The following is a 22,338-nucleotide window of genomic DNA, read 5'->3' as shown; positions in this document are numbered from 1 at the left end:
TCCGGTATTAGTAGGGTGATGGTCAGAACTATTTGACCTTCGCAATAGTCTCTTTCAGCTCTTTCAGACTTTCCGAAATGCGGTTATTCACCTGGCTGGTCACCGACTCCTGGGTTTGACGGATCATGTTGCTGATCTCATTGGAGTTGGCTAACGCCTTTTCGAATGCGGTTTGCAGCAGTTCCACCTGTTGTGCGGAAACATCCTTCGCGTCACCAGAGTTAGCCAGTTTCTGTGCAGCGGCAGTCACCTCGGCGATGGCTTCCTGCAGCATGTTGGCCTGACGCTGTACCAGTGCCTGGGAGCCGGCCAGCATCTCCTGGTTGGTGGACATCAACAGCTCCATGTTCTTGCGCTGGGTCTCCAGCAGCTTGGTGGGATCAATCCCCGGGATGGAAGCACCACCGAAGCTGTCCTGGAACTGCTTGGCGATTGCCTGCGGATCGAAGCTGGCAAACAGGTTGGAGAAGTCGAACGGTTTTTGCTGGGCCATGGAATCATCCTCAAAAAATTATCAAACGTTTATAAACTCAATATGTAGAGCTGATTGAGATTCGGGATCCTGTACGATGTACTGGCGATACTGGAACTTTTCCTGTTCCACCTGGCTCAAACGTCCCGGAAACCGCAACGGATTTCGCTCTATTCAGGATTATAGATTAGCATGTCATTGTGCACTGCACAAATTTAACTATTAAAAAGCACTTGAATGGTGCAGCAGCCGGTAGTTTTCAAATAATCGAAAGCCGTTACTTTGTTTCCCGCTTTGAATAAGATCAGTGCCGGCATTGCCTCTATAACTCATTGTAAAAACAGAAAATAACTGTTTTTTTGATGGATTTTTCATTGTGCTGTCCAACGATTTACGGGGAGGGGAGTGTAGCTTTTTGATCCCATTGTGCGCCGCACAAAAAGAAACTTGACAAGGGCTGGGTGCGGCGATATGCTGCAACGCAACATAGTTAATTTCAAACAAGGATGCATTACATGAAAACGTCTGCAGTTAATCTGGAAGCCATGAAAGAGTTTGGTGTCGCCGGTTTTGAAGCGGCTCGCAGCCTGAGCGAACTGAATCTTCGCACCTGGGAAAAACTGCTTGAAAAACAAGCTGAGACCTTTGGGCTGTTCGCGGATGCCGGTGTGGAACTGGTCAAAGCAACCAGTGAGGCAAAAGAGATCAAGGATCTGGTTGCCGCCGAAATGAGCGTTGCCAAGCAGTTTGGTGAAAACGTTGCAGCCAAGAGCCGTGAAGCCGTACAGCTTACCACGGAAGCGCGCGACGACTACCGTTCCTGGATTGAGCAAGGCTTCGAGACCTTCTCCAAGCAGGTCAGCCAGTCTGTAAAGGTCGCTTAATCGCGCTAAAAAACGGAGATTAACAGTTATGTCAGAAAACAGACGTTTGGCCATTGTGACCGGTGGCATTGGTGGAATCGGTACCGCTATCTGTGAGCGGTTGGCAAAAGACGGTATCCAAGTTGTTGCTACCTACCATCCTGCCGAAGAGGAGAAGTTGGCCGAGTGGAACAAGGCACGGGCTGAGGCCGGTGTTGAAGTGGCAGTCGCCGTTTGCGATGTCTCTTCTGCAGAGGACAGTGCGCGCATGGTCGCTGAAGTCCAGAACGAGTTTGGCCCGGTGGATATCATCGTTAACTGTGCCGGTATCACCCGCGACATGACCATGAAGCGCATGGATGCCGAAAACTGGGAAGCGGTGATCAACACCAACCTGAACAGTGCTTTTTATGTGACCAAGCCAGCCTGGGTCGGCATGCTGGAGCGCGGTTTCGGACGGGTTATCAATATCTCGTCGGTGAACGGTCAGCGTGGTCAGTTTGGTCAGGCCAACTACTCTGCTGCCAAAGCGGGTATGCACGGCTTCACCATGGCTCTTGCTTATGAAGGCGCGGCCAAGGGTGTTACTGCCAATACCGTTTCGCCGGGCTATATCGCCACCGCCATGACGGCTGCAATGCGCGAAGATGTACTGGAGTCTATCGTATCCGGCATTCCCATGCGTCGCCTAGGTAAGCCGGAAGAGATCGCCTCCGCTGTCGCATTCCTGGCCGCTGATGAGCAGGCTTATATCACCGGTGCCAACATCCCGGTCAATGGAGCGCTTTTCGTCCATTAATACCAGTTACCCAATCCTCCTCCTCTCTTTGTAACCCATAGAGAGTTTTGCCCGGTTCCCCACCGGGCATTTTTTTGTCTCTTTTCCGGTCCTGATCAAGGGAGCCCAATCAGCGGGTGTGCCCCTTGCCATAGGCCTGCAAAGGGCCAGCTATGGATTCTGTCGGTCGACCTGGCACTGACGTGGTTTGGCGTTGTCCTGCTCGACACTTTTGCCGGGTTATCCATCCATCTGCAGGTCTGGTCCTGCCTGATACCGAAATGCCGCCTGTTCTGAAATCGGTAGTTGACAAGTAAATGCTAATCGTTATCATTCAGCTTTCGTATTATTTAGCTCAGTGAGATCAGTTGATGGGTTTACCCAGTGTCCCGTGGGAATTCAGCTTGGATCTGCCCGAAACAGGCTTGTCCGGCAAGGGCGCCCGGACTGATGTTACTGGGTTTTGTTGAGGTCAGGTTGGCATACCCATGGAAAATCGTGAACACCATTATCGGTTCCCGGTTGCCCGCCGCTGACTTGCCCATATCCGGTAACGGAAAAACCAGATCACACCCGGATTTTGGATCAGCCAGCTGATCGTCCGTTGCTCCAACTCCAGATCCCCTATATAGACAGAGGCCGAATGAAGATGAAGAAAATACTTTTAATGCTTCCCGCTGTAGCGCTCAGTTTTTCAGTCTGGGCGGCACCGGACGAGAAGGCGGTGCTGACCCACTATGCGGACATGGCCCATGCCATGTACCAGGATTCACTGACCGCCGCTAAGGGTCTGCAAAAGGCGGTAAACCAACTGGTTGAAGAACCGACGGAAACCAATCTCTCTGCTGCAAAACAGGCTTGGAAAACCGCCCGGGTGCCTTACCAGCAGACCGAGGCCTACCGTTTTGGTAACGCTATTGTTGATGACTGGGAGGGCAAGGTGAATGCCTGGCCCCTGGATGAGGGGATGATCGACTATGTGGCTCCCGCTTACGGTCAGGAGTCAGATGAGAATCCATACTATACCGCCAACATCATTGCCAACCAGAAGTTGATGATCGGTGGAAAAACGGTGGATGCCACCCGGATCAACAAGGAGCTGCTTGCCCAGACTCTGCACGAACTGGATGGGGTAGAGTCCAATGTAGCCACCGGTTACCACGCCATCGAGTTTCTGCTGTGGGGCCAGGACCTGAACGGCACCGGTCCCGGAGCGGGTTCCCGGCCGGCCAGTGATTTTGATCCTGCAAACTGCACCGGTGGGAATTGTGAGCGCCGTGCCGCCTACCTGCAGGCCGCTACTGATCTGCTGGTGGACGAACTGGCCTGGATGACGGCCCAGTGGGCCGCCGATGGTCAGGCACGCAGCGCCGTGATGCAGGGGGATGCGGCCCAGGGCATCGCTACCATCCTGACCGGCATGGGCAGTCTCTCCTATGGTGAACTGGCCGGCGAACGCATGAAGCTGGGTGTCATGCTCCACGATCCCGAGGAGGAGCACGATTGCTTCAGTGACAATACTCACTGGTCTCACTACTATGATGCGCTGGGTGTGAAGAATGTTTACACCGGCACCTACACCCGTATCAATGGAGAGAAAATCAGTGGTCCAAGTCTCTCCGACCTGGTGGTGGCGAAGGATGCGGCTGCTGATCGTGCCCTGCGGGAGCAGTTGGATGCGACCCTGGCCAGAATGCAGGTACTGGTGGATAGCGCCGAGAAGCAGGGTGTGGCCTACGATCAGCTGATCGGTGAGGGAAACAAGGATGGCAACGCCAAGGTGATGGCTGCCGTGGATGCGTTGGTCGCCCAGACCAGAGGGATAGAGGCTGTGGTTGCGGCGCTGAGTATCGAGCCGATTGCGATCGAGGGATCCGACAGTCTGGATGCGCCAAAGAAGGTGTTTGAATAACAGCACATCCGGCGGGGGCGGTTTATCGCCGCTCCCGCCAGCATCCGTAATCGATCTGTCCTGCCATGAAAAACAGCTCATATCTACTTGTTGCACTACTGCTCCTGCCGAACCTGCCAGTACAGGCCGAAACAGACCAACTGACAAAAGCGACCACCGACTTCTCCCGGCCGGAGCCGTCTGAACGCTATCCCGGGGGGGCGACCACCTATACCGGCGATACTGACCAGCAGGCCTACTCCCATCCGGCTGATAATATGGCGGCGGCACGCAAACTGGATTTCACCCTGGGTAAGGCGATGTTCAAGCGGCTCTGGGTGTCCGCACCGACGGCGACCCAGGCTGCAGACGGCTTGGGGCCCCTGTTCAATGCCCGTTCCTGCCTGCAATGCCATCGGAGAAACGGTCGGGGTCGACCGGAAGATGCCGCCGGCAATGTGGATGTCTCCCTGGTATTACATCTGGGAAGATCGATGCCTGGCGCGTCGGCTGGGCCCGATCCGGTCTACGGTCACCAGTTGCAGACGTTTGCTGTAAGGGGTATACCGGCCGAAGGAGAGGTGCAGGTCGAGTACCAGCAGTTTGACGTGACGTTGTCCGACGGTGAGCGGGTCTCCCTTCGTAAACCGGTATTCCGGGCGGCTAATCTCGCCTATGGTCCCCTGCATCCGGATACAGGCTTATCGCCCCGGCTGGCCCCACAGATGATTGGTCTGGGTCTGCTGGGTGCGATCAGGGAGGAGGATCTGGTGCAGTTGGCCGATCCTCTGGACCGGGATGGTGACGGCATATCGGGAAAAGTAAACCGGGTATGGAGTCGGCTGCAACAGCGTGAGGTGGTGGGCCGTTTTGGCTGGAAAGCGAGTGTACCCAGCGTGGACGAGCAGTCCCAGAAGGCGTTTTTTCACGATATCGGCATCTCCGTACCCCTGTTCCCGCAGGGGGCCGGGGAGTGCAGCGAACACCAGCGTGCTTGTCTGGAGGCGCCGAATGGCAATTCGCCCCAATACGATAATCTGGAGGCCCACTCCGATGTCACCCGTTGGACCGCCCTGTACGCCAGAAATCTGGCGGTCCCCCAGCGGCGTGATCCGGATGATCCCCAGGTCTTGCGGGGCAAAGTGCTGTTCCACCAGAGTGGCTGTGTCGCCTGTCACACCCCCAGCTTCGTTACCGCCACGGAGAGCGTCGACGGGGAACATTCCGGGCAGCTGATCTGGCCCTATACCGATCTGTTGCTGCACGATATGGGCGAAGGGTTATCTGACAATCGACCCGAAGGGAAAGCCAGCGGGCGGGAGTGGCGCACCGCACCCCTATGGGGAATCGGCTTGAGCGGGCAGGTGAACGGCAACAGTTACTATCTGCATGATGGTCGGGCGCGGAGCCTGCTTGAAGCGATTCTCTGGCACGGTGGCGAGGCCGCGGCGTCGAGGGAAAAGGTGGTGGCCATGAGCAGGTCGCAACGGAACGACCTGATACGGTTTATTGAGTCTTTATAGAGAATGACAATGATTAAAACATATTCCCTCCCATCCATTCTGCGCAACTGGCTGCTGTTGGGTCTGCTGTTGGCCGGTGCTAACGCGCTGGCGGGGCCGGACTGGTTGTCAGTCAATCGGGCGGTGGTGGATGAACACCTGATCCCCCGTTACCAGCAACTGGCGGAGAGTACGGCGATACTTTCAGACAAGGCGACCCGCTTCTGTAGCGCGCCGAATCAAGAGCAGCTCACCTCACTCCGTGCCGCCTATCATCAGGCGATGGATGACTGGATGGGTATTCAGCATATACGTTTCGGACCGGTAGAGATGTATCTCCGCTACAACCGCTACCAGATGTGGCCGGACAAGCACAGCACCGGTCCCAAGCAGCTGCGCCGCTTCCTGAGCAAGCAGGACCAGGAGGTACTGGCAGCGGACAAGTTTGCCCATACCAGTGTGGCGATCCAGGGCTTCTCCACTCTGGAGCGTCTGCTGTTCCCCGGGCAACTGACGCTGGGTGATTTCGGCGCTCCCGGTAATCCCGCCTATCGGTGCGACCTGCTGGTCGCCATTGCCGATAATCTGGCAAACATGTCGGCCGGTATAGTCAGGGATTGGCAGCCCGGTGACGTGGCCTTTCGTGACCAGATCCTGGGGGCTGAATCGGGTAACGACTATTTCGAAAGCAGTCAGGAGGTGAGCACGCGCCTACTCAACGACCTGCATACCCAGTTACAGTCCATAGTGGATCAGAAACTGCTGCGTCCCCTGGAGCGTTACCAGATGCGTCGCGCCGAGTCCTGGCGCAGCCGCCGTTCCCTGCGCAATATCCTGCTCAACCTGAAGGCCACCCACGAACTCTATGTGGTGGGCTTTGCGCCGCTGCTGGCGGATAGGGAGCTGGACCGGAAGATCCGGGATGGATTCAAAACCGCTATCCATACGACAGAAGCAATCACTCCGGCGCTGTACGAGATCGCGCAGGAGAGCGAAGAGCACGGGCAGGTCAAGGCCCTGTTGGAGGAGACCCGTCGCCTGAAGCGACTGGTGGCTTCTGAACTGCCGCCGGCAGTGGGGCTTTCCCTCGGATTCAACAGCCTGGATGGAGACTGAGTCATGCCGATGGATCGTCGTCGCTTTTTACTCTCCGCCGCAGGGCTACCGTTGCTGTCGGTTTTGCCGGTAGCGGCCGCAGAGCCTGGTGGAGTCCGCTACCTGAGCGCCAGTTCAGATCTGGATGGAAAACATTACATCAACGGTTTCGATGACCAAGGCCGGATCCATTACAGCATTCCGCTGGAAAGTCGTGGGCACGGTATTGCCCTGTCACCGGATGGTTCAAAGGCGGTAGCCGTTGCTCGGCGCCCCGGTAACTATCTGGTGGTGTTTGCCCTGCAAAACGGGCAGGTGTTGCAACGGCTGGAGAGCCGACCGGACCGGCACTTTTATGGGCACGGCCTTTTTTCCGCCGATGGGGAGTGGTTCTATACGCCGGAAAACGATTTTGCCAAGGGTGAAGGGGTGATCGGCATACGGGATGTCAGGCAGGGATACCGCCAGGTGGGTGAGTTTTCATCCCACGGCATCGGCCCCCACGAGGTGGCGCTGCTTTCCGATGGTCACACCCTGGTGGTGGCCAATGGTGGCATCCAAACCCACCCGGATACCGGCAGAGCCAAGCTCAATCTGGACAGCATGGTGTCGTCCCTGAGCTACATCAACATTCGCGATGGTGCGCTGCTGGAGCAGTGCCGGCTGGAGGAACGACACCGCCTGAACAGCATCCGTCATCTGAGCGTGGCACCGGATGACCAGGTCTGTTGCGTGATGCAGTTCCAGGGCAAGCGTACCCAGACTCCGCCGCTGATCGGTCTGCACCGGCGTGGCGAGGAGATGCGTCTGTTGCGTGCACCGGATGCCGTGCAGCAGCGGATGCGTAACTACTGTGGCAGCGCCTGTATTGATCTGTCGGGAGAAGTGTTTGCGGTCTCCTCTCCCCGGGGCAACCTGGTCAGTTTCTGGCGGGCCGGGGAAGGTGCATACCTGGGCATGGCGGAGTTACAGGATGGTTGCGGTATCGGTATGGGAGAGCAACCCGGCGAGTTTCTGTTGAGCAGCGGTGAGGGGGTGATCTGCCGCTATCGCCTGGTTGACGGAACCATGCAGCGGATAGCCAGTGGAGAGAGTGGATACCGGTGGGATAATCACATGATCCGGGTATGAGTCCTGGTTCATTATGGAGAGGAGTTGTTGTGCGTACTGAGCAACTGTTGGTAGGCGTGTTGGTTGTCATGGGCTCCCTGGCCCCGCTGCAGGCCGAAGCTGCATTCGATAGCGTGGAGGCACTTGGACAGGCGCTTTTTTTCGATACCAATCTGTCCAGGAATCGGACCCAATCCTGTGCAACCTGCCACTCTCCCAACCGGGGCTTCGTGGATGATCGGGACAATGGCGTGGGCGGTGCCGTATCCCTGGGGGATGACGGGAAATCCCTGGGTGATCGCAATGCGCCCAGCGCTGCCTATGCCGCATTCAGTCCCCCCTTCCATCTGAACGACGCGGGCAGTTATGTTGGCGGTCAGTTTCTGGATGGTCGGGAGGATGACCTGGCCGGCCAGGCTGGGGGGCCGCCCCTCAATCCCATCGAGATGGCTATGCCCGACAAGATCTCCACGGTACAACGACTGATGGAGAACGACGATTATGTAACGGCCTTCAAAACCTTTTACGGTGATGCGATTTTCAACGATCCTGAACAGGCCTATAGCGCCATGGCGAAGAGCATTGCCGCGTTCGAGAAGACGGAATTTTTCGCCCCCTTCGACTCCAAGTACGACCGTTATCTTCGGGGTGAATATGAACTGACTCCCCAGGAGGATCTGGGCATGACCCTGTTCTTCTCCAAACAGTTCACCAATTGCAATCTTTGTCATCAACTGAAGCGACTGCCCGGCAGCGAGGGTGAGACGTTCAGCAACTACGAGTACCACAATATCGGTACCCCGGTTAATGTGGCTGTTCGCAAGCTCAACGGTATGGATGCAGATTATGTGGATCGGGGGCTGCTGGATAATCCCAAGGTGGATGATCCCGGACAGGCGGGTAAATTCAAGGTGCCCACCCTGCGGAATGTGGCGGTGACCGGCCCCTACATGCACAACGGTGTATTTAAGGATCTGCGCACCGTGGTGCTGTTCTATAACAAATATAACAGCCGCAGCGCCCAACGCCAGATCAATCCGGAAACCGGTAAACCGTGGGCGGCCGCGGAAATCGCGGAGAATATCTCCCTGGAAGAGCTGGAGACCGGGCCGGCACTGGATGACAAACGCATCGACGCCCTGGTGGCGTTCCTGAAGACCCTCACCGATCGACGCTACGAAAAACTGCTTGAGTAAGCTGTGATCGGTATCGATGCATGGGATGTTTCCCGGCCAGGCACATCGCCCCCGTTCCCGGGGGCGCGGTAGGGCAGGGTTGGGAAGCCGGTTTCAACCATCTGTGCCGGAACGGCGCTGCTCGGTGGCAGGAGGGCGTTTGTGGTGTTCACCAACCACGCTCTCCGCCCAGACGGTGAACTGTTCCGCCGCACTGATCAGGCGCGCCATCTGCAACTCGTCCAGGGTCGATCGGAAGGTATCCAGTTCACTAAACAGTTGCTCCAGCCTGTCCAGTTGGTCCGGGTGTTCCGGGTGTTCCGGGTAAGCGGCACGCAGGGCAGGCAGCAGCTGTTCGACGCGGGTCAGGGAAGCATCCAGTCCCTGGATCTCCAGCAGGGCCTGTGCCGAGTAGACGAGCTGGTTTTCCAGGCTCTCGCCCGCGTCGGCCTGCTTGTTTTTGGCCGCAAAGGCGATACTCAGGTCGGCTTCGTAGCGGGCGTTCAGCAACAGCTTGTCGGCAGGTGCGGCCTGGGCGCCGGCACATTCGCCCACTCCCAGTGACTCCACCTTGAATACGCTGCTGTCACCATACTCCCGGGTGAGAAACGGCAACTCCATGGGGCCGACGCGGCTCAGGTGACCGAGCAGCTGATCGAAATAGGCGCGTCCTTCACGTCGCACCCAGTCGCGGAAACTCTCATTGTCCAGGCGATCGGCATGATAGCTGTCGTGTAACAGGGTGACAGCGGAAGGGACGCGAACCGCCGGGATGTCCGGGCCGTTGATGCCGATGCCGCCATCCTCGCTTCCGTCGCCACCCAGTTGCAGGGTGTAACTGGGGACCAGTCGGCCATGGTGACGTCGCCCCTTGCCATACAGACCGATATCCGAAATGGTGGCGTTGGCGCAGCCGTTCTGACAACCATTGATCCGCACGCTCAGATCGCCGGAGCCGCCGCTCAGGCGCGGCGCCATCTGCCGTGACGCGGTGATACCCAGGGGGCAGGTGGCGGTGCCGGGGCAGGAGACCACCCGATCACCACAGCGGGGCAGCTTCAGTCCCAGCTCCCGGAGGGCCACGGTGAGATGGCCCAGCCGGTCGGTCGGCACGTTGAAGATACTCAGGTTCTGGTCGACCGTGGTGCGGATGTCATGGAGACCCTCCCGGATCAGCAGGTGGGCGAGGTTACGCAGGGTTTTGGTCGATAGGGTGCCGTCCGGTACGCTGATGGGCAGTATGTTCAGATCGGCCTTATGCTGTGCTGTGGGGGCGCGCAGGGCGGTATCAATCTGATTACCCTCCACACTACGCTGGCGCCAGGCGGTCAGCGGTTCTGTTTCCGCACTGTAGGCGTTGGCGGTTCGGGCGTACTCGATACGGTACTTCTCGATAAAGCCTTCGGGACCAAACTTGTCCAGCAGAAACTTGACACGTGAACGCATCTTCCGTTTTCGGTCGGAATACTTGTCATGCACTGAGAGCACTGCCTCAATGGCAGGGATCAGCTGGTTCTCTTCAATGAAAGACTCCAGCAGGATCGCCTCCCGGGGTTTGCCGCCCAGTCCACCGCCCGCCAGCAGACGAAAGCCGGGTCGTCCTCCGTTCCGGGTGGCGATGATCCCCAGGTCATGCACCAGACCGTTGGCGCAATCCGATTCACAGCCGGAGAAGCTGAGCTTGAATTTTCGCGGCATGGCGGCGGTCAGAGGATGGCGGATAAAGTGCCGTGCCACCCGCTCCACATAGGCGTTGATATCCACGTGTTCTGCCGGGCAGGCACCGGCCAGCGGGCAGCTGGTGATATTGCGGACCGTATTGCCGCCGGCTTCCCGGGTGGCGATACCGTACTCGCCCAGGGTGCGCTGCAATGCCGGCGTTTTTATCAACGGCACAAAATGGAACTGAATATCCTGCCGGGTGGTGATATGGACGCTGTCGGTGCCGGCGTGCTGTTCCGCCGCCTGGGCAAAACCGAGCAGTTGGCGCGGGTGTAACCGGCCACCGGGCAGTTTGGCCCTGACCATACACATACCGTCCTGACGCTGGGCGTAGATACCCAGATTGAGACGGATGGCCGCAAACCGGTTAGGGTCCAGGTTGCCCTGCAGGAATGCCTGCAGGTACTGCTCGTACTCATCGAAATCTTTGGTATCGATCAGCGGATTGGATGCAGTGGTCATGGTTGACTCCAGAGGTCGGTTAAATGCTAAAAAGCGAACTTTAGACCGGTCAGAAACAGCAGTCCGGCCAATCCCCGGCGCAGCAGCTGCTCCGGAAGGTGGATACCCAGCTGGCTGCCCAGGGCGGTGCCGGGGATCGAGCCCAGCAGCAGGCTACCCAGCAGTATCAGGTCCACGTTACCCAACTGCAGGTGTCCGGCGCCCGCAACTGCGGCCAGGGGCACCGCGTGGGCCAGGTCGGTACCGACAATGGCGATAGCTGGAATGCGCGGATAGAGCAGAAACAGAATTGCCGCGGTCAGTGCCCCGGCCCCGACCGAGGAGAGCGTCACCAGCACCCCCAGCAGGGCCCCCAGCAGAACCAGCAACCGGCTTCGGTGGCGCCGTATCCAGCCGGCTACCCGCGACCGGTTGGTCAGCACTCCCCGGCTGATACGCTCCTTCAGCAGCAGTATCAGCGAAGTGAACATCAGAGTGATTCCCAGTGCCAGGCTGATTAGTCGTTCCTGGCTGCCGTTCGGCACCATCTGATCGAGCAGTACCACGGTGATCAGTGCCGCCGGCAGACTGCCGATCGCCAGATGGGCAACCAGTCGCCAGCGGATGCTGGCCTTGCGGCCATGAAACCAGACGCCACTCGCCTTGGTGATGGCGGCGTAGACCAGGTCGGTGCCCACGGCCAGTGCGGCGGGTATACCGAATCCCATCACCAGGATGGGGGTCATCAGGGCGCCACCGCCCACGCCGGTCAGTCCGACACAGAGCCCCACCACAAAGCCGGCCAAAGTAAACAGGGGATCCATGTTCGGTCCTTTTGGCCAACCGGTTCAGTTCACCAGGGAGGGGTTGAACAGTGGACCGGGTGGTATGGAACGCTTGGTTTCGGCCGGCCGCAGCACCTCCCGCAATAGCTTGAAATAGACCGTATAGATCTGGACATCACCGTTGCTGTCAGCCACCAGAAAGAACGGCGCCCGCTCAACCTGGTAGATCTGTGCCAGACGCATACCTTCGCTATCCAGATCCCCCTCCTGGGCGACCACCACCCGGTCGATCTGCTCGAACAGACCCTCCCGGCGCATGCGGGCTTCCACATCCCGGCACTTGGCGCAGGGCTGACCGTCCCGTCCCAGTTTCTTCACCATGGTAATAAAGGCCATACTGGACTCCCTGTTCAGCGGACAGCGGTTTGGGCTGCCACATTACCGGCGTGCAGACCGCACTCCTTGTCAGCCGCCTCTTCCCACCACCAACGGCCTTCCCGTTCGTGCTGGTTGGGCAGTACGGCACGGGTGCAGGGTTCGCAACCGATGCTGATAAAACCCTGTCCATGCAGCGGGTTGTAGGGCACTTCATTGTCGCGGATATAGGCCCATACCTGGGCTGAACTCCAGTTGGCCAGGGGGTTGAACTTGAGCAGCCGGTTGGATTCTGTGGAGAAAGAGGGGTCCTCCTGGATCACCGGTATGGCGGTACGGGTGCCGATACTCTGATCCCTGCGCTGGCCGGTGATCCAGCCGTTCAGGGTCGCCAGTTTGCGGCGCAGGGGCGCAACCTTGCGTACGCCGCAGCACTCCTTGTGACCGTCCCGATAGAAGCTGTAGAGCCCTTTCTCCCGGACCAGTTTGTTCACCTCGTCGGCGGCGGGGGAGACCACATCCAGCGTGATACCGTAGTGGTCCCGTACCTGCTCCAGGTAGCGGTAGGTCTCGGGATGCAGGCGGCCGGTATCCAGGGAGAAGACCCTGACAGCGGGATTGATCTGTACCGCCATGTCGATCAGCACTACGTCCTCCGCACCACTGAAGGAGATGGCGATATTCTCTACCGTCTCCAGCGCGAGACTGATGATCTGTTCCGGGGTGCGGTCATCGTAGGTGGTGGCCAGACGTTGGACATCCAGGATGGAAATACTCATGGGGTTGCTCCTCAGTAAAGGTGGATGCGCCGGAGAGTGGGTGGCGACAAGTAACTGGGAACAACCTTAGTCTGACCTGGAAAATTATAAAAATATCAAATTGACATATAAAAATAATTGTTGGTTATCTGGTTTTTATCACCCAAGCGGCAACGGCTATTTTTCCGCCGAGATGTAACAGATCCAGCCGGCATCGGCCTCTCCGGTGGTGGAGGGCACAAAAATGCCGTCCGGTTCGCCGTCCTCATCCCATCCCTGCCAGTAGATAGTGACCTTGCTGAAGCCGACCTCCTCCAACAGATCCCGGATCTCCGGCAGGGTCCAGAGTCGCCAGTCATAACTGAACGCGCGGTCTAACCGGGAGCCATCCGGGAAGGCAAAATGGATATGGCAGATCAGGCCGCCGGTGACCGGGTCATAGCGCTCCTGCTCCCAGATATAGGTGAATTCACCCTCGTTGACCTCCCTCTCTTCCTCCAACTCCCGGAACGAATCGTAGCCGCCATAGGCATCCAGAAAGAAGATGCCGTCCTCAGCCAGCGCCGCCTTTACCCGGGTGAAGTACTGCTTCAGCTCTTTTCGCTCCTTGAACAACCAGTAGCTGAAGTTCATGGCGGAGATAATATCGGGGGACTCGGTCTCCACCTGCAGCACATTCTCTTCGATCAGTTCAATGCGTTTGCGTTGTCCCATGCTCAATTCAGACAGCTTGTGATCCTGGCCCCAGCTCAGTACCTCCCGGTCCAGGTCCACCCCGATGGCCCGGTTGCCCTTGCGATGGCGCACCCATTCACAACAGACGTTGGCGGTACCGCAGAAATCTTCCCGCAGCAGTTCAGCCTTGTGTCCCCGGATCGACTGGTAGGTCTCATCGACAAACTCAATCTCGGAAGCTGCATATTGCACAGCAAGTTCATAGAGCCGGTGGCGGTCTGCCTGCCCGGCTAAAGAGCGCTTCCCGTGCTTTTTTTTCTCTTTGTTCTTTTTGGACATCAAAATAACCTGAAAACAGTTAAAACCAGTGCCACCGACTATACTTTAAACAGGCGTGAGAAGGAGGAAATGTGTTGTTTGGGGCCTGTTAGCCTGTCACATGATTCGGATTGCGTTGGGAATTGGCGGAATGAGTCATTGATGGGTTAATAACTTGTTGATTGATCGCAAAATAGATGCCGAGACGCAACAGGGACGATTATATCGGCAGAGGAGGCATCATGGGAATCGCAATTACCTTGAAAGAGTATCTGACGGATCACGGATCGTCCTACCAGGTGATCGAACATATACGCACCAACTCGGCGCTGGAGACATCGGAAGTGGCTCATGTGCCCGGTGATCGGCTTGCAAAAAGTGTACTGCTGGGCGATGAAGACCGCTACCTGCTGGCGGTTATACCGGCCACCCACCGGCTGGATCTGGAAAAACTGAGCGATCTGGCCAGGCACAGACTCCAGTTAATCACCGAGAGTGAGATGGCCGGTGCATTTTCCGACTGCGAAATCGGTGCCATGCCCGCGCTGGGTGAAGCCTATGGCATCGATACCTGGGTGGATCCGGCCCTGCTGGAACAGCCGGAGGTCTATTTCGAAGGCGGAGACCATCAGGCGCTGATCAAGATGTCCGGGGAGGACTTCAGGAATCTGCTGAAAGATTCCCAGCAGATACCTATCAGCCGGCATATCTGAAAAGTGCATAAACTGCCCCGCTGGCATTGCGCCAGCGGGCATTCTGGTATACCCTTGCGCCTCCAAAAAATCGGAGAAGCGCAGGGGATTTTTTTATCTGCGCCGATTTTAGCTACAGACGAGGGCGTAAGCCCGAGTAACGAGCACGCCGCGTGCTCCTGCCTGGTTCAGGATCAGAGCCGAACAGGTAGAAAAACAATTTATCTGGAGAGCTGTCCGAGTGGCTGACTCGAGGCTCGCCGAGAGAACGTCGCCGGAGGCGACGGCCCCGAAGGGGCGAGGGCGCAAGCCCGAGTAACGAGCACGCCGCGTGCTCCTGCCTGATTCAGGATCAGAGCCGAACAGGTAGAAAAACAATTTATCTGGAGAGCTGTCCGAGTGGCTGACTCGAGGCTCGCCGAGAGAACGTCGCCTTTGGCGACGGCCCCGAAGGGGCGAGGGCGTAAGCCCGAGTAACGAGCACGCCGCGTGCTCCTGCCTGGTTCAGGATCAGAGCCGAATAGGTAGAAAAAACAATTTATCTGGAGAGCTGTCCGAGTGGCTGACTCGAGGCTCGCCGAGAGAACGTCGCCTTTGGCGACGGCCCCGAAGGGGCGAGGGCGTAAGCCCGAGTAACGAGCACGCCGCGTGCTCCTGCCTGGTTCAGGATCAGAGCCGAATAGGTAGAAAAAACAATTTATCTGGAGAGCTGTCCGAGTGGCTGAAGGAGCACGCCTGGAAAGTGTGTATACGTTAGTAGCGTATCGAGGGTTCGAATCCCTCGCTCTCCGCCAATAAAACAAAAGGCCCCGCTTGCGGGGCCTTTTGTTTTATCAGGGGATCGAGGATTTGATGAGAACCCTTCGGTTCGACCAGCCAGCGCAGGGCGCTGGCGCAGGACGCCGCAGGCGCCCCGAAGGGGTGAGTCGCGCAGCGGCGAATCCATCCCGAGCGATCCTCACCCGATGCACTGGCCCCGCTTGCGGGGCCTTTTGTTTTATCAGGGGGTCGAGGATTTGATGAGAACCCTTCGGTTCGACCAGCCAGCGCAAGTCGCTGGCGCAGGACGCCGTAGGCGCCCCGAAGGGGAGAGTCGCGCAGCGACGAATCCATCCCGAGCGATCCCGGTTCGATACGATGATCCCGCTTGCGGGGCCTTTTGTTTTATCAGGGGATCGAGGATTTGATGAGAACCCTTCGGTTCGACCAGCCAGCGCAAGTCGCTGGCGCAGGACGCCGCAGGCGCCCCGAAGGGGAGAGTCGCGCAGCGACGAATCCATTCCGCAGTTTGACGCGCAAACAGATCCTCTACTACCGCCAGGCAAGCCCAGCGATTGAGCGTCCGGGTATAGGTGATATCAGCCGTCTGGACCCCATCCGGTGCCTGCCCATGAAACCGCCGGTCCAATGCATCATGGTAGTTATTTGATGCTGCGCTGCCTTGTTGTGCCAACAATATGCCTGTTGTACTTGAAAGTCCGATTTGCGTTACATAATGCAATGATATAACGTATTATTTCGAGTTCGTGAGTGGCCGCTTATCATGCAACAAAGCGCAACAAATCCTGTATCGACTGCCTGCATTTCACCTCACCTTGCCGGCAATCACCCCGGCGTGCTGCGCCGTATCCTTGAGCCGGGTGTCAATCTCTGTCTGTGGCAACGTCCTGCACAATCGGTGATAGTCCGGGAGTTATCATCCCTCAAAGCGTCAGATCTGCCGGATGTGCGTTGCTCTACGTCGCTGGATTCGTTCGATCACGACCTTGACAGGCTGTTACAGCAACAGGGTCTTGATCCAATGGCTTTCAATAACTGGCGCATCGATTTACGCCAGCTTGCACACCACTATTTTGGCGTCAGCAATGATCGCGATGTAACTATGCGCCTGGTGACTACCGATGAGGATGACTGTCGTCGTTTTCATGTTGACTATACCCATCTGCGACTGTTGTGTACTTACCGGGGGCGGGGGACAGAGTGGTTGGCCAATGAACAGGTGGATCGTTTTGCGCAGAGCCGTGGCGCGCCCAATGATGAGATAATTCGTTTCGGCGAGCCTTCCAGGTTTGAACCGTTCTAGGCAGGCATTCTTAAGGGTCACGCTTACCCCGGCAATGCGGACAACGGCCTGGTGCATCGTTCACCGCCGATTTCGGGTTCCGGTGAGACACGGGTCCTGTTTTGTCTCGATTGCTGAGCCATGGCCGATCCTAACAGAATTCCTGAAATGATCAGTGATTTCCCGACTTGGCGGCGCGTTCCGCAACTCGCCGACCTGGTCGAGATATTTGACGCCGGAGTACAGGTATGCGCCTGGCGGCGGGAAATAGACCCCGGTATCGAAGCCTATCTATCGGCGCTGAACCAGCTGGAAAACCTGCAAATACTTGAGACCTTATCAACCACTAAGCAGCCAAAACTTGATCGTCTGCAGGAAGCGCCTGGGCGGGCCGCTCTTCTGGAGGATTTGTCCTGGCTAGGTGAAATAGTGTGCGAGCTGTTGGGGTGTCCGGAAGTGGGTCTTCGGCTGGCGCGGGTCGGGCACGCAATGTGTCCAGGATGGCACGTCGATCGCACCAGTATCCGCCTTGTCTGTACTTACCAGGGGCCCGGAACGGAATGGCTGGATAACCAGAGTGTGGATCGTTGTGATCTGCATAACAATCAAACGGGGGATGGGTCTGCCGTTCAGGCGGCCACAGGCGAGATCGTGTTACTTAAAGGCGCGCTATGGCAGAATAACGGTGAACTTGGTGCGGTACATCGATCGCCGGAACCGGTCCCAGGGGCGGGATTGCGAACGCTTGTAACGCTGGATCCACTTTGGTACTTATGAACTGGTTGTTTACAAGATTTTCCTGTGCGACTGTACTCATGGTGTCGCTGCTTTTCACTGACGCGACCCAGGCTCACCCCCATAACTGGATCGACGTTTTTGCCGAGTGGCAGTTCACTCCAGACGGGCAGATCAGTGGCGTGAAACAGCGTTGGTTATTCGATGATTACTACTCGGTGTTGTTGGTGAATGATGCTGCTGACACTGGCAAGAATCTGCAACCGATATTGGAGAAGATCATGGGTAACATTGCGCAGCACCACTACTTTCTGTGGATCAGGCAGAAAGATGAAGTAGTTGCCATGGGGTCCGCCGAGCAAGCACGAATTGGTGTTCGGGATCATCGGATAGAGATCGAATTTCGTTTGCCGATAATCAATCCGCTGGACCCTGGGAAAGGTGATGTTGTCTATCAGGTCGCTGAGCCGACTTACTATTTTGAAATGTTGCATGCCGAGGATAGTCGCGCCATCGTGCTCAAAGATGCGCCGCCCGGGTGCCGCTACCATCTTGAACCGCCAAAACCGGACGCAGCCCTGATCGCCTACGCTGCCTCGCTTGGAATTGATGAGAGTGGTGGGGACAATCTCGGAATCCAGTTTTCTGAAACAGTGACCATTCGATGCGACTGAGCTGGTATACGACCATTTTTATCGCGTCGAATTGAGCGTCATCTGCCATACAGCGCCTTTACCCGCATGTCACGGGCATAGGCGCTGGTGGCTTCCCTTATTGCATCAATGTACCGATCATTTGGCGTGAGACTCCGGCGCGTTGACATTAAGGCGGGAACGCAGTTGCTGCAACCCGGTCTCCCGTGTTGCATAATCCGGTGCGCGAACCTCCCGTGTCAAAAGGGTGAGGGCCTCTTCCAAGGGGAGTACCCCCAGGTCTTCGCCATCGCGATTACGGATGGCGATACAGCCGGTATCACGCTCTCTTCCTCCGGCAACCAGCAAAAACGGCACACGACGTAGAGTTTGCTCCCGGATCTTGTAGCCGATTTTTTCGTTGCGTACGTCAAACTCGGCACGCAGCCCTGCGCCGCGCAGTAGTTGTGCAACATCTTTTGTGTAAGCGGCATGATCTTCGGTGATGGAGAGCACTACGGCTTGCACGGGTGTAAGCCAGGCGGGAAGTTTTCCCATGTGATGCTCGATCAGGATTCCGGTGAAGCGTTCCAGGGAGCCGAACAGCGCCCGATGCAGCATGACCGGGCGTTTGCGTTCACCATCTTCATCGATGTAGTCGATGCCGAACCGTTCTGGCAGGTTCATATCCACCTGCAGGGTACCGCACTGCCAGTCACGGCCGATGGCATCACGCAGGACGAATTCGAGCTTTGGGCCATAGAAAGCACCTTCCCCTGGGTTGAGCTGGTACTCAAGGCCTAATTCATCAAGTGACCGGATCAGTGCCCCTTCAAGCAGATCCCAGGTTGCATCATCTCCCATGCGGTTATCGGGGCGGGTTGATAGCTTGATGCTTACCTCCTCGAAGCCGAACTGTCGGTAGATATCCAGTACCAGGGAGACGATCTCACAACATTCAGAATCCATCTGTTCCGGGGTGCAATAGATGTGCGCATCATCTTGGGTGAAGTGGCGCACACGTAGCAGGCCATGCAGTGTGCCGGAGGGTTCGTAGCGATGAACCTTGCCGAACTCAGCCATCCTGATAGGGAGGTCTCGATAGCTTTTCAGTCCATGGCGGTAGAGCAACACACTGCCTGGGCAGCTCATGGGCTTGAGTGCGAGCGAGCGACCATCCTCGGTATCGCTGGTGAACATGTGGTCGCGATAGTTCTGCCAGTGGCCGGAGATCTCCCACAGCTGGCGATCCATAAGATCGGGTGAGTTTACCTCCACGTAGCCTGCATCCAGTTGACGACGACGCATGTAGGCGATCAGCTCCTGGAACAGCGTCCATCCCTGCGGGTGCCAGAAGACCGCGCCGGGTGCGTCTTCATGGAAATGGAACAGGTCCAGCTCCCGGCCCAGTTTGCGATGGTCGCGCTTTTCAGCTTCTTTGATCCGCTGCAGGTATGCTTTGAGCTGTTTTTTATCTGCCCATGCGGTGCCGTAGATGCGTTGAAGCTGCTCTTTGCTGGAGTCTCCCCGCCAGTAGGCACCAGAGAGCTTGGTCAACTTGAAGTGCTTCAGGAAACGGGTGTTGGGTACATGTGGCCCGCGACACATGTCCACATACTCCTGGTGGAAATACATGCCCATCTGCTGCTCATCCGGCATGTCGTCCACCAGGCGCAGTTTATACTCCTCATCACGATCCTCGAAGATACGGATCACCTCGTCGCGTGGCAGGACTTGCTTGATCACATCGTAGTCACTGGCGATCAGTTCCCGCATGCGCTGCTCGATAGCCTCCAGGTCCTCTGGGGTGAATGGGCGCTCGTAGGCGATGTCGTAATAGAAACCATCCTCGATGACCGGCCCTATCACCATTTTTGCGCTGGGAAAGAGCTGCTTGACGGCGTGGCCGATCAGGTGGGCACAGGAGTGGCGGATGATATCCAGCCCCGCGCCGTCTTTTGGCGTGATGATCTGTACCGTTGCATCATGGTCGATCAGGTCGCTGGTGTCGACCAGGCGGTCGTCCACCTTGCCGGCGACAGCCTGCCTGGCAAGTCCCGCTCCGATATCAGCCGCGAGTGTCGCCACCGAGACAGGTTGATCGAAATGACGCTGGCTGCCGTCAGGCAAGGTCAGTGTAATGGTGTGTTGGTCGCAAATAGTGGTCATGATCAAAACTCGTTCTGGATTTTTTTGTAACCCAACACCAACTCGTTATTGGTTCGGGCCACGTCTTCGGAAAAATCGCTGGCGTCAACAGATACCTTGGGCAGAGTCGCCAGGTCGGTTGTACGCCCGATGCGCATGGTTGATGGAACATGGAACCCGGCAGGAAAATGGCAGCCATCGATAACAGCGTTGAAACGTACCGCGCAACCGTCCTCGATGACACAATCGAACAGCACGCTGTTAAAACCGATGAAGACATTATTGCCTATGGTGCAGGGGCCGTGGACGATAGCCCGGTGTGCGATGGATGTTCGCTGTCCTATGCTGACCTGGGCGCCGGACTTGGAGTGGATCACCACCCCGTCCTGGATGTTGGAATGTGCGCCGATCACGATGGGGTCAATGTGGTTGTTGGCATCCATTTCATCGGCGCGGATAACCGCGTAAGGCCCGATGAATACGTTCTCCTTCACAATAACACGACCGCACAGGATGGCGGTGGGGTCAACGAAGGCACCGGGGTGTATCTGCGGCAAGTCACCGCGGGGATTTTTTCTGATCATAGGCAGGATGGTCTCGATTCCATGGGTTAATCTGGTGATACTGGGTCATATCCCCCTGGATGGAATGGGTGGCAGCGACAAACACGCCGCAGCGCGAGCCAACTCCCCTTAAGCGCACCATGCATGCGCAAGGCATCAATGGCGTACTGGGAGCAGGTGGGATGAAAGCGGCATCGTGGCCCGAGCATCGGGCTGATGAACAGTTGATAACCGCGCATGATCAGCACTAACAGATTGGCAGGCCACTGTTTCATTAGGGTTCCTTAGGCTATTCCCGGCATGTAACAGCCGTCCCCGTTGTAGGGATCTGGGTATTTCCTGTTTGTCACTGCAGGCCCTCCATCATTCAGCGAAATTCGCGAAAGGTATTTTCAATCACATCCCTGTCTACGCCGTCTGTTATAAATACCAGGCGTGAACGTTGATCCTCACTTGGCCAGGCAGGCAAGGTGACCGGCGGGTGAAAAATATGCTGGACGCCATGTACCACGACCGGCCGTTCATTATCCTCCACGTTGAGGATTCCCTTGACGCGCAAAATGGACTGCCAATAAATTGCATCAGCATGTTGAGCCACTTTGCCAGAGATGCTTCGGAGATGGCTTGATCCAAGGTAAAGCAGAAAGCGCGAATATTGTCGTCATGCCGGTTTACATCATGGGGATGGTGTCCGTGGGAGTGGTGTCCTGAATGGTTGTGGGTACCATGGTCACATGCGCTTTGTTCTGGGTCGTGTTCATGTGAGGTGGGCTCTACATAGGCCTCTTCTTTCAGCCAGCGCAGCACGTCGGGTGCTTTGCTATCCATGTTGTAAAGCCCGAAGTTCAATATATTCTCTGCTGTGATATTTCCATTCTCAATCTCCCAGCACGGTGCGGCCGGGTTGACCTGCTTCAGTCTGTGCAGCAACGCTGTGTGCTGTTCTTCCGTGGCCAGGTCAGCCTTGGTCAGTAACAGTGCATCGGCCACGGCGGCTTGCTTGATAGCCTCTAAATGCAGGTTCAGGGTCTCCATGCCCGTAGCAAGGTCGACGGTCGTGATGACCCCGTCGAGCCGGTACTTCTTGGAAACCAGTGGATGGGTCATAAGTGTCTGGATGATAGGGGCCGGATCGGCAAGCCCCGTGGTTTCTATCAAAACGCGTCGAAACCACCGGTTTCCATTACGGGAAAAACGCCAGGTGATGTCACCCAGTGTCTTCACCAGGTCGCCCCTGATGTTGCAGCAGACGCATCCACTGCTCATCTCCATCACCAGGTTTTCAGTACTGTGGGCTACCAGGGCGTGGTCAAGCGCCATTTCGCCAAACTCGTTTATGATAACCAGCGAGTCCGCCATCTCAGGTTGTTTCACCAGATGGTTAAGTAGTGTTGTTTTGCCGCTGCCCAGAAAGCCTGTCAACAGGGTGACAGGGATCAGGTTGGCTGCCTCTTCAACAAGCATGCCGAGTGGTTCTGTCATGGCGTAAACGGTAGGTGTGGGGGCACGATCAACTGTTCTCCATCGTGGCATTCATTAAGGAAGG

20 protein-coding genes, 1 tRNA gene and 2 pseudogenes are annotated in these 22,338 nt (G+C 57.0%); 12 read left to right on the top strand and 11 right to left on the bottom strand.

The features are described from left to right. Positions 1-28: 28 nt before the first annotated feature. Positions 29-493, bottom strand: coding sequence for a phasin family protein (locus AAY24_RS07175; protein ID WP_046859107.1), 465 nt, complete (start codon positions 491-493; stop codon positions 29-31). A gap of 494 nt (positions 494-987) precedes the next feature. Between AAY24_RS07175 and AAY24_RS07170 the strand changes: the two genes are divergently transcribed. The 7 genes from AAY24_RS07170 to AAY24_RS07140 all read left to right on the top strand — a co-directional run bounded on the left by AAY24_RS07170 (position 988) and on the right by AAY24_RS07140 (position 8,907). After that, positions 988-1,356 carry a phasin family protein gene (locus AAY24_RS07170; protein WP_052761117.1) on the top strand — a complete coding sequence of 123 codons (369 nt, stop codon included), beginning with the start codon at positions 988-990 and terminating at the stop codon, positions 1,354-1,356. A 28-nt stretch (positions 1,357-1,384) separates the two neighbouring features. Next, on the top strand, positions 1,385-2,134 hold the full coding sequence (phbB, locus tag AAY24_RS07165; RefSeq protein ID WP_046859106.1) for an acetoacetyl-CoA reductase: 750 nt from the start codon (positions 1,385-1,387) through the stop codon (positions 2,132-2,134). Between the two features lie 622 nt (positions 2,135-2,756). Continuing rightward, on the top strand, positions 2,757-4,025 hold the full coding sequence (locus AAY24_RS07160) for an imelysin family protein (protein ID WP_335337222.1): 1,269 nt from the start codon (positions 2,757-2,759) through the stop codon (positions 4,023-4,025). A gap of 65 nt (positions 4,026-4,090) precedes the next feature. Continuing rightward, the gene (locus tag AAY24_RS07155; protein WP_046859105.1) at positions 4,091-5,527 is read left to right on the top strand and encodes a di-heme oxidoreductase family protein; all 1,437 of its coding nucleotides are present in this window, start codon (positions 4,091-4,093) and stop codon (positions 5,525-5,527) included. Positions 5,528-5,536: 9 nt separating this feature from the next. After that, a complete protein-coding gene (locus AAY24_RS07150) occupies positions 5,537-6,622 on the top strand; it encodes an imelysin family protein (RefSeq protein ID WP_046859104.1) in 1,086 nt (361 codons plus the stop codon). 3 nt (positions 6,623-6,625) lie between these two features. After that, complete coding sequence (locus tag AAY24_RS07145; protein ID WP_046859103.1) at positions 6,626-7,732, top strand: DUF1513 domain-containing protein; 1,107 nt, start codon at positions 6,626-6,628, stop codon at positions 7,730-7,732. A 29-nt stretch (positions 7,733-7,761) separates the two neighbouring features. After that, a complete protein-coding gene (locus AAY24_RS07140; protein WP_335337221.1) occupies positions 7,762-8,907 on the top strand; it encodes a cytochrome-c peroxidase in 1,146 nt (381 codons plus the stop codon). 93 nt (positions 8,908-9,000) lie between these two features. Here the strand turns inward: AAY24_RS07140 and AAY24_RS07135 are convergent, their stop codons facing one another. The 5 genes from AAY24_RS07135 to AAY24_RS07115 all read right to left on the bottom strand — a co-directional run bounded on the left by AAY24_RS07135 (position 9,001) and on the right by AAY24_RS07115 (position 13,981). Then, positions 9,001-11,070 (bottom strand): nitrite/sulfite reductase, encoded by a 2,070-nt coding sequence (locus AAY24_RS07135; protein WP_052761116.1) that lies wholly within the window; start codon positions 11,068-11,070, stop codon positions 9,001-9,003. Between the two features lie 26 nt (positions 11,071-11,096). After that, positions 11,097-11,873: a sulfite exporter TauE/SafE family protein gene (locus tag AAY24_RS07130; RefSeq protein WP_046859102.1), complete on the bottom strand. Its 777-nt coding sequence runs from the start codon at positions 11,871-11,873 to the stop codon at positions 11,097-11,099. 24 nt (positions 11,874-11,897) lie between these two features. Continuing rightward, positions 11,898-12,230, bottom strand: coding sequence for a hypothetical protein (locus AAY24_RS07125; RefSeq protein WP_046859101.1), 333 nt, complete (start codon positions 12,228-12,230; stop codon positions 11,898-11,900). 14 nt (positions 12,231-12,244) lie between these two features. After that, positions 12,245-12,988 carry a phosphoadenylyl-sulfate reductase gene (locus AAY24_RS07120; protein ID WP_046859100.1) on the bottom strand — a complete coding sequence of 248 codons (744 nt, stop codon included), beginning with the start codon at positions 12,986-12,988 and terminating at the stop codon, positions 12,245-12,247. Positions 12,989-13,144: 156 nt separating this feature from the next. Further along, positions 13,145-13,981 (bottom strand): class I SAM-dependent methyltransferase, encoded by an 837-nt coding sequence (locus tag AAY24_RS07115; RefSeq protein ID WP_046859099.1) that lies wholly within the window; start codon positions 13,979-13,981, stop codon positions 13,145-13,147. Positions 13,982-14,202: 221 nt separating this feature from the next. On the opposite strand from AAY24_RS07115, the gene AAY24_RS07110 reads away from it, so the two are divergent. The 5 genes and pseudogenes from AAY24_RS07110 (at position 14,203) to AAY24_RS07085 (ending at position 18,123) form a co-directional block, all read left to right on the top strand. Next, on the top strand, positions 14,203-14,673 hold the full coding sequence (locus AAY24_RS07110) for an aminoacyl-tRNA deacylase (protein ID WP_046859098.1): 471 nt from the start codon (positions 14,203-14,205) through the stop codon (positions 14,671-14,673). Between the two features lie 682 nt (positions 14,674-15,355). Beyond that, a tRNA-Ser gene (locus AAY24_RS07105) sits at positions 15,356-15,446 on the top strand. A gap of 749 nt (positions 15,447-16,195) precedes the next feature. Further along, positions 16,196-16,852: pseudogene (locus AAY24_RS18885) on the top strand (DUF1826 domain-containing protein). Positions 16,853-16,855: 3 nt separating this feature from the next. Then, positions 16,856-17,491 carry a DUF1826 domain-containing protein gene (locus AAY24_RS07090; protein ID WP_052761114.1) on the top strand — a complete coding sequence of 212 codons (636 nt, stop codon included), beginning with the start codon at positions 16,856-16,858 and terminating at the stop codon, positions 17,489-17,491. Further along, positions 17,488-18,123: a DUF1007 family protein gene (locus AAY24_RS07085; protein ID WP_046859095.1), complete on the top strand. Its 636-nt coding sequence runs from the start codon at positions 17,488-17,490 to the stop codon at positions 18,121-18,123. Before AAY24_RS07090 ends, AAY24_RS07085 begins: the two co-directional genes overlap by 4 nt. Positions 18,124-18,240: 117 nt before the next feature. Here AAY24_RS07085 and thrS read toward each other — a convergent pair whose 3' ends face one another. The 5 genes and pseudogenes from thrS to AAY24_RS19610 all read right to left on the bottom strand — a co-directional run. After that, entirely contained in the window at positions 18,241-20,250 is a 2,010-nt protein-coding gene (gene thrS / locus AAY24_RS07080) for a threonine--tRNA ligase (protein ID WP_046859094.1), read from the bottom strand. 2 nt (positions 20,251-20,252) lie between these two features. Next, entirely contained in the window at positions 20,253-20,813 is a 561-nt protein-coding gene (locus AAY24_RS07075) for a gamma carbonic anhydrase family protein (protein ID WP_046859093.1), read from the bottom strand. A gap of 26 nt (positions 20,814-20,839) precedes the next feature. Beyond that, entirely contained in the window at positions 20,840-21,001 is a 162-nt protein-coding gene (yidD, locus tag AAY24_RS18880; RefSeq protein WP_470406633.1) for a membrane protein insertion efficiency factor YidD, read from the bottom strand. A gap of 158 nt (positions 21,002-21,159) precedes the next feature. After that, positions 21,160-21,327, bottom strand: coding sequence for a CobW C-terminal domain-containing protein (locus AAY24_RS19615; protein WP_335337220.1), 168 nt, complete (start codon positions 21,325-21,327; stop codon positions 21,160-21,162). Positions 21,328-21,740: 413 nt separating this feature from the next. Further along, positions 21,741-22,256: pseudogene (locus tag AAY24_RS19610) on the bottom strand (CobW family GTP-binding protein); the annotation flags it as partial. Between the last annotated feature and the right edge of the window lie 82 nt (positions 22,257-22,338).

It is taken from the genome of Sedimenticola thiotaurini, from assembly GCF_001007875.1.
Classification (GTDB): domain Bacteria; phylum Pseudomonadota; class Gammaproteobacteria; order Chromatiales; family Chromatiaceae; genus Sedimenticola; species Sedimenticola thiotaurini.
The sequence above is the reverse complement of the archived record's forward strand: the minus strand, read 5'-3'. Positions and strand labels throughout refer to the sequence as shown.

Coding starts and splice junctions, on each gene's coding strand:
- AAY24_RS07155 (WP_046859105.1), top strand. CDS start 4,091: ATGAAAAACAGCTCATATCTACTTGTTGCACTACTGCTCCTGCCGAAC.
- thrS (WP_046859094.1), bottom strand. CDS start 20,250: ATGACCACTATTTGCGACCAACACACCATTACACTGACCTTGCCTGAC.
- AAY24_RS07135 (WP_052761116.1), bottom strand. CDS start 11,070: ATGACCACTGCATCCAATCCGCTGATCGATACCAAAGATTTCGATGAG.
- yidD (WP_470406633.1), bottom strand. CDS start 21,001: ATGCTCGGGCCACGATGCCGCTTTCATCCCACCTGCTCCCAGTACGCC.
- AAY24_RS07115 (WP_046859099.1), bottom strand. CDS start 13,981: ATGTCCAAAAAGAACAAAGAGAAAAAAAAGCACGGGAAGCGCTCTTTA.
- AAY24_RS07125 (WP_046859101.1), bottom strand. CDS start 12,230: ATGGCCTTTATTACCATGGTGAAGAAACTGGGACGGGACGGTCAGCCC.
- AAY24_RS07150 (WP_046859104.1), top strand. CDS start 5,537: ATGATTAAAACATATTCCCTCCCATCCATTCTGCGCAACTGGCTGCTG.
- AAY24_RS07110 (WP_046859098.1), top strand. CDS start 14,203: ATGGGAATCGCAATTACCTTGAAAGAGTATCTGACGGATCACGGATCG.
- phbB (WP_046859106.1), top strand. CDS start 1,385: ATGTCAGAAAACAGACGTTTGGCCATTGTGACCGGTGGCATTGGTGGA.
- AAY24_RS07120 (WP_046859100.1), bottom strand. CDS start 12,988: ATGAGTATTTCCATCCTGGATGTCCAACGTCTGGCCACCACCTACGAT.
- AAY24_RS07170 (WP_052761117.1), top strand. CDS start 988: ATGAAAACGTCTGCAGTTAATCTGGAAGCCATGAAAGAGTTTGGTGTC.
- AAY24_RS07075 (WP_046859093.1), bottom strand. CDS start 20,813: ATGATCAGAAAAAATCCCCGCGGTGACTTGCCGCAGATACACCCCGGT.
- AAY24_RS07130 (WP_046859102.1), bottom strand. CDS start 11,873: ATGGATCCCCTGTTTACTTTGGCCGGCTTTGTGGTGGGGCTCTGTGTC.
- AAY24_RS07160 (WP_335337222.1), top strand. CDS start 2,757: ATGAAGATGAAGAAAATACTTTTAATGCTTCCCGCTGTAGCGCTCAGT.
- AAY24_RS07085 (WP_046859095.1), top strand. CDS start 17,488: ATGAACTGGTTGTTTACAAGATTTTCCTGTGCGACTGTACTCATGGTG.
- AAY24_RS07175 (WP_046859107.1), bottom strand. CDS start 493: ATGGCCCAGCAAAAACCGTTCGACTTCTCCAACCTGTTTGCCAGCTTC.
- AAY24_RS07145 (WP_046859103.1), top strand. CDS start 6,626: ATGCCGATGGATCGTCGTCGCTTTTTACTCTCCGCCGCAGGGCTACCG.
- AAY24_RS07090 (WP_052761114.1), top strand. CDS start 16,856: ATGGCCGATCCTAACAGAATTCCTGAAATGATCAGTGATTTCCCGACT.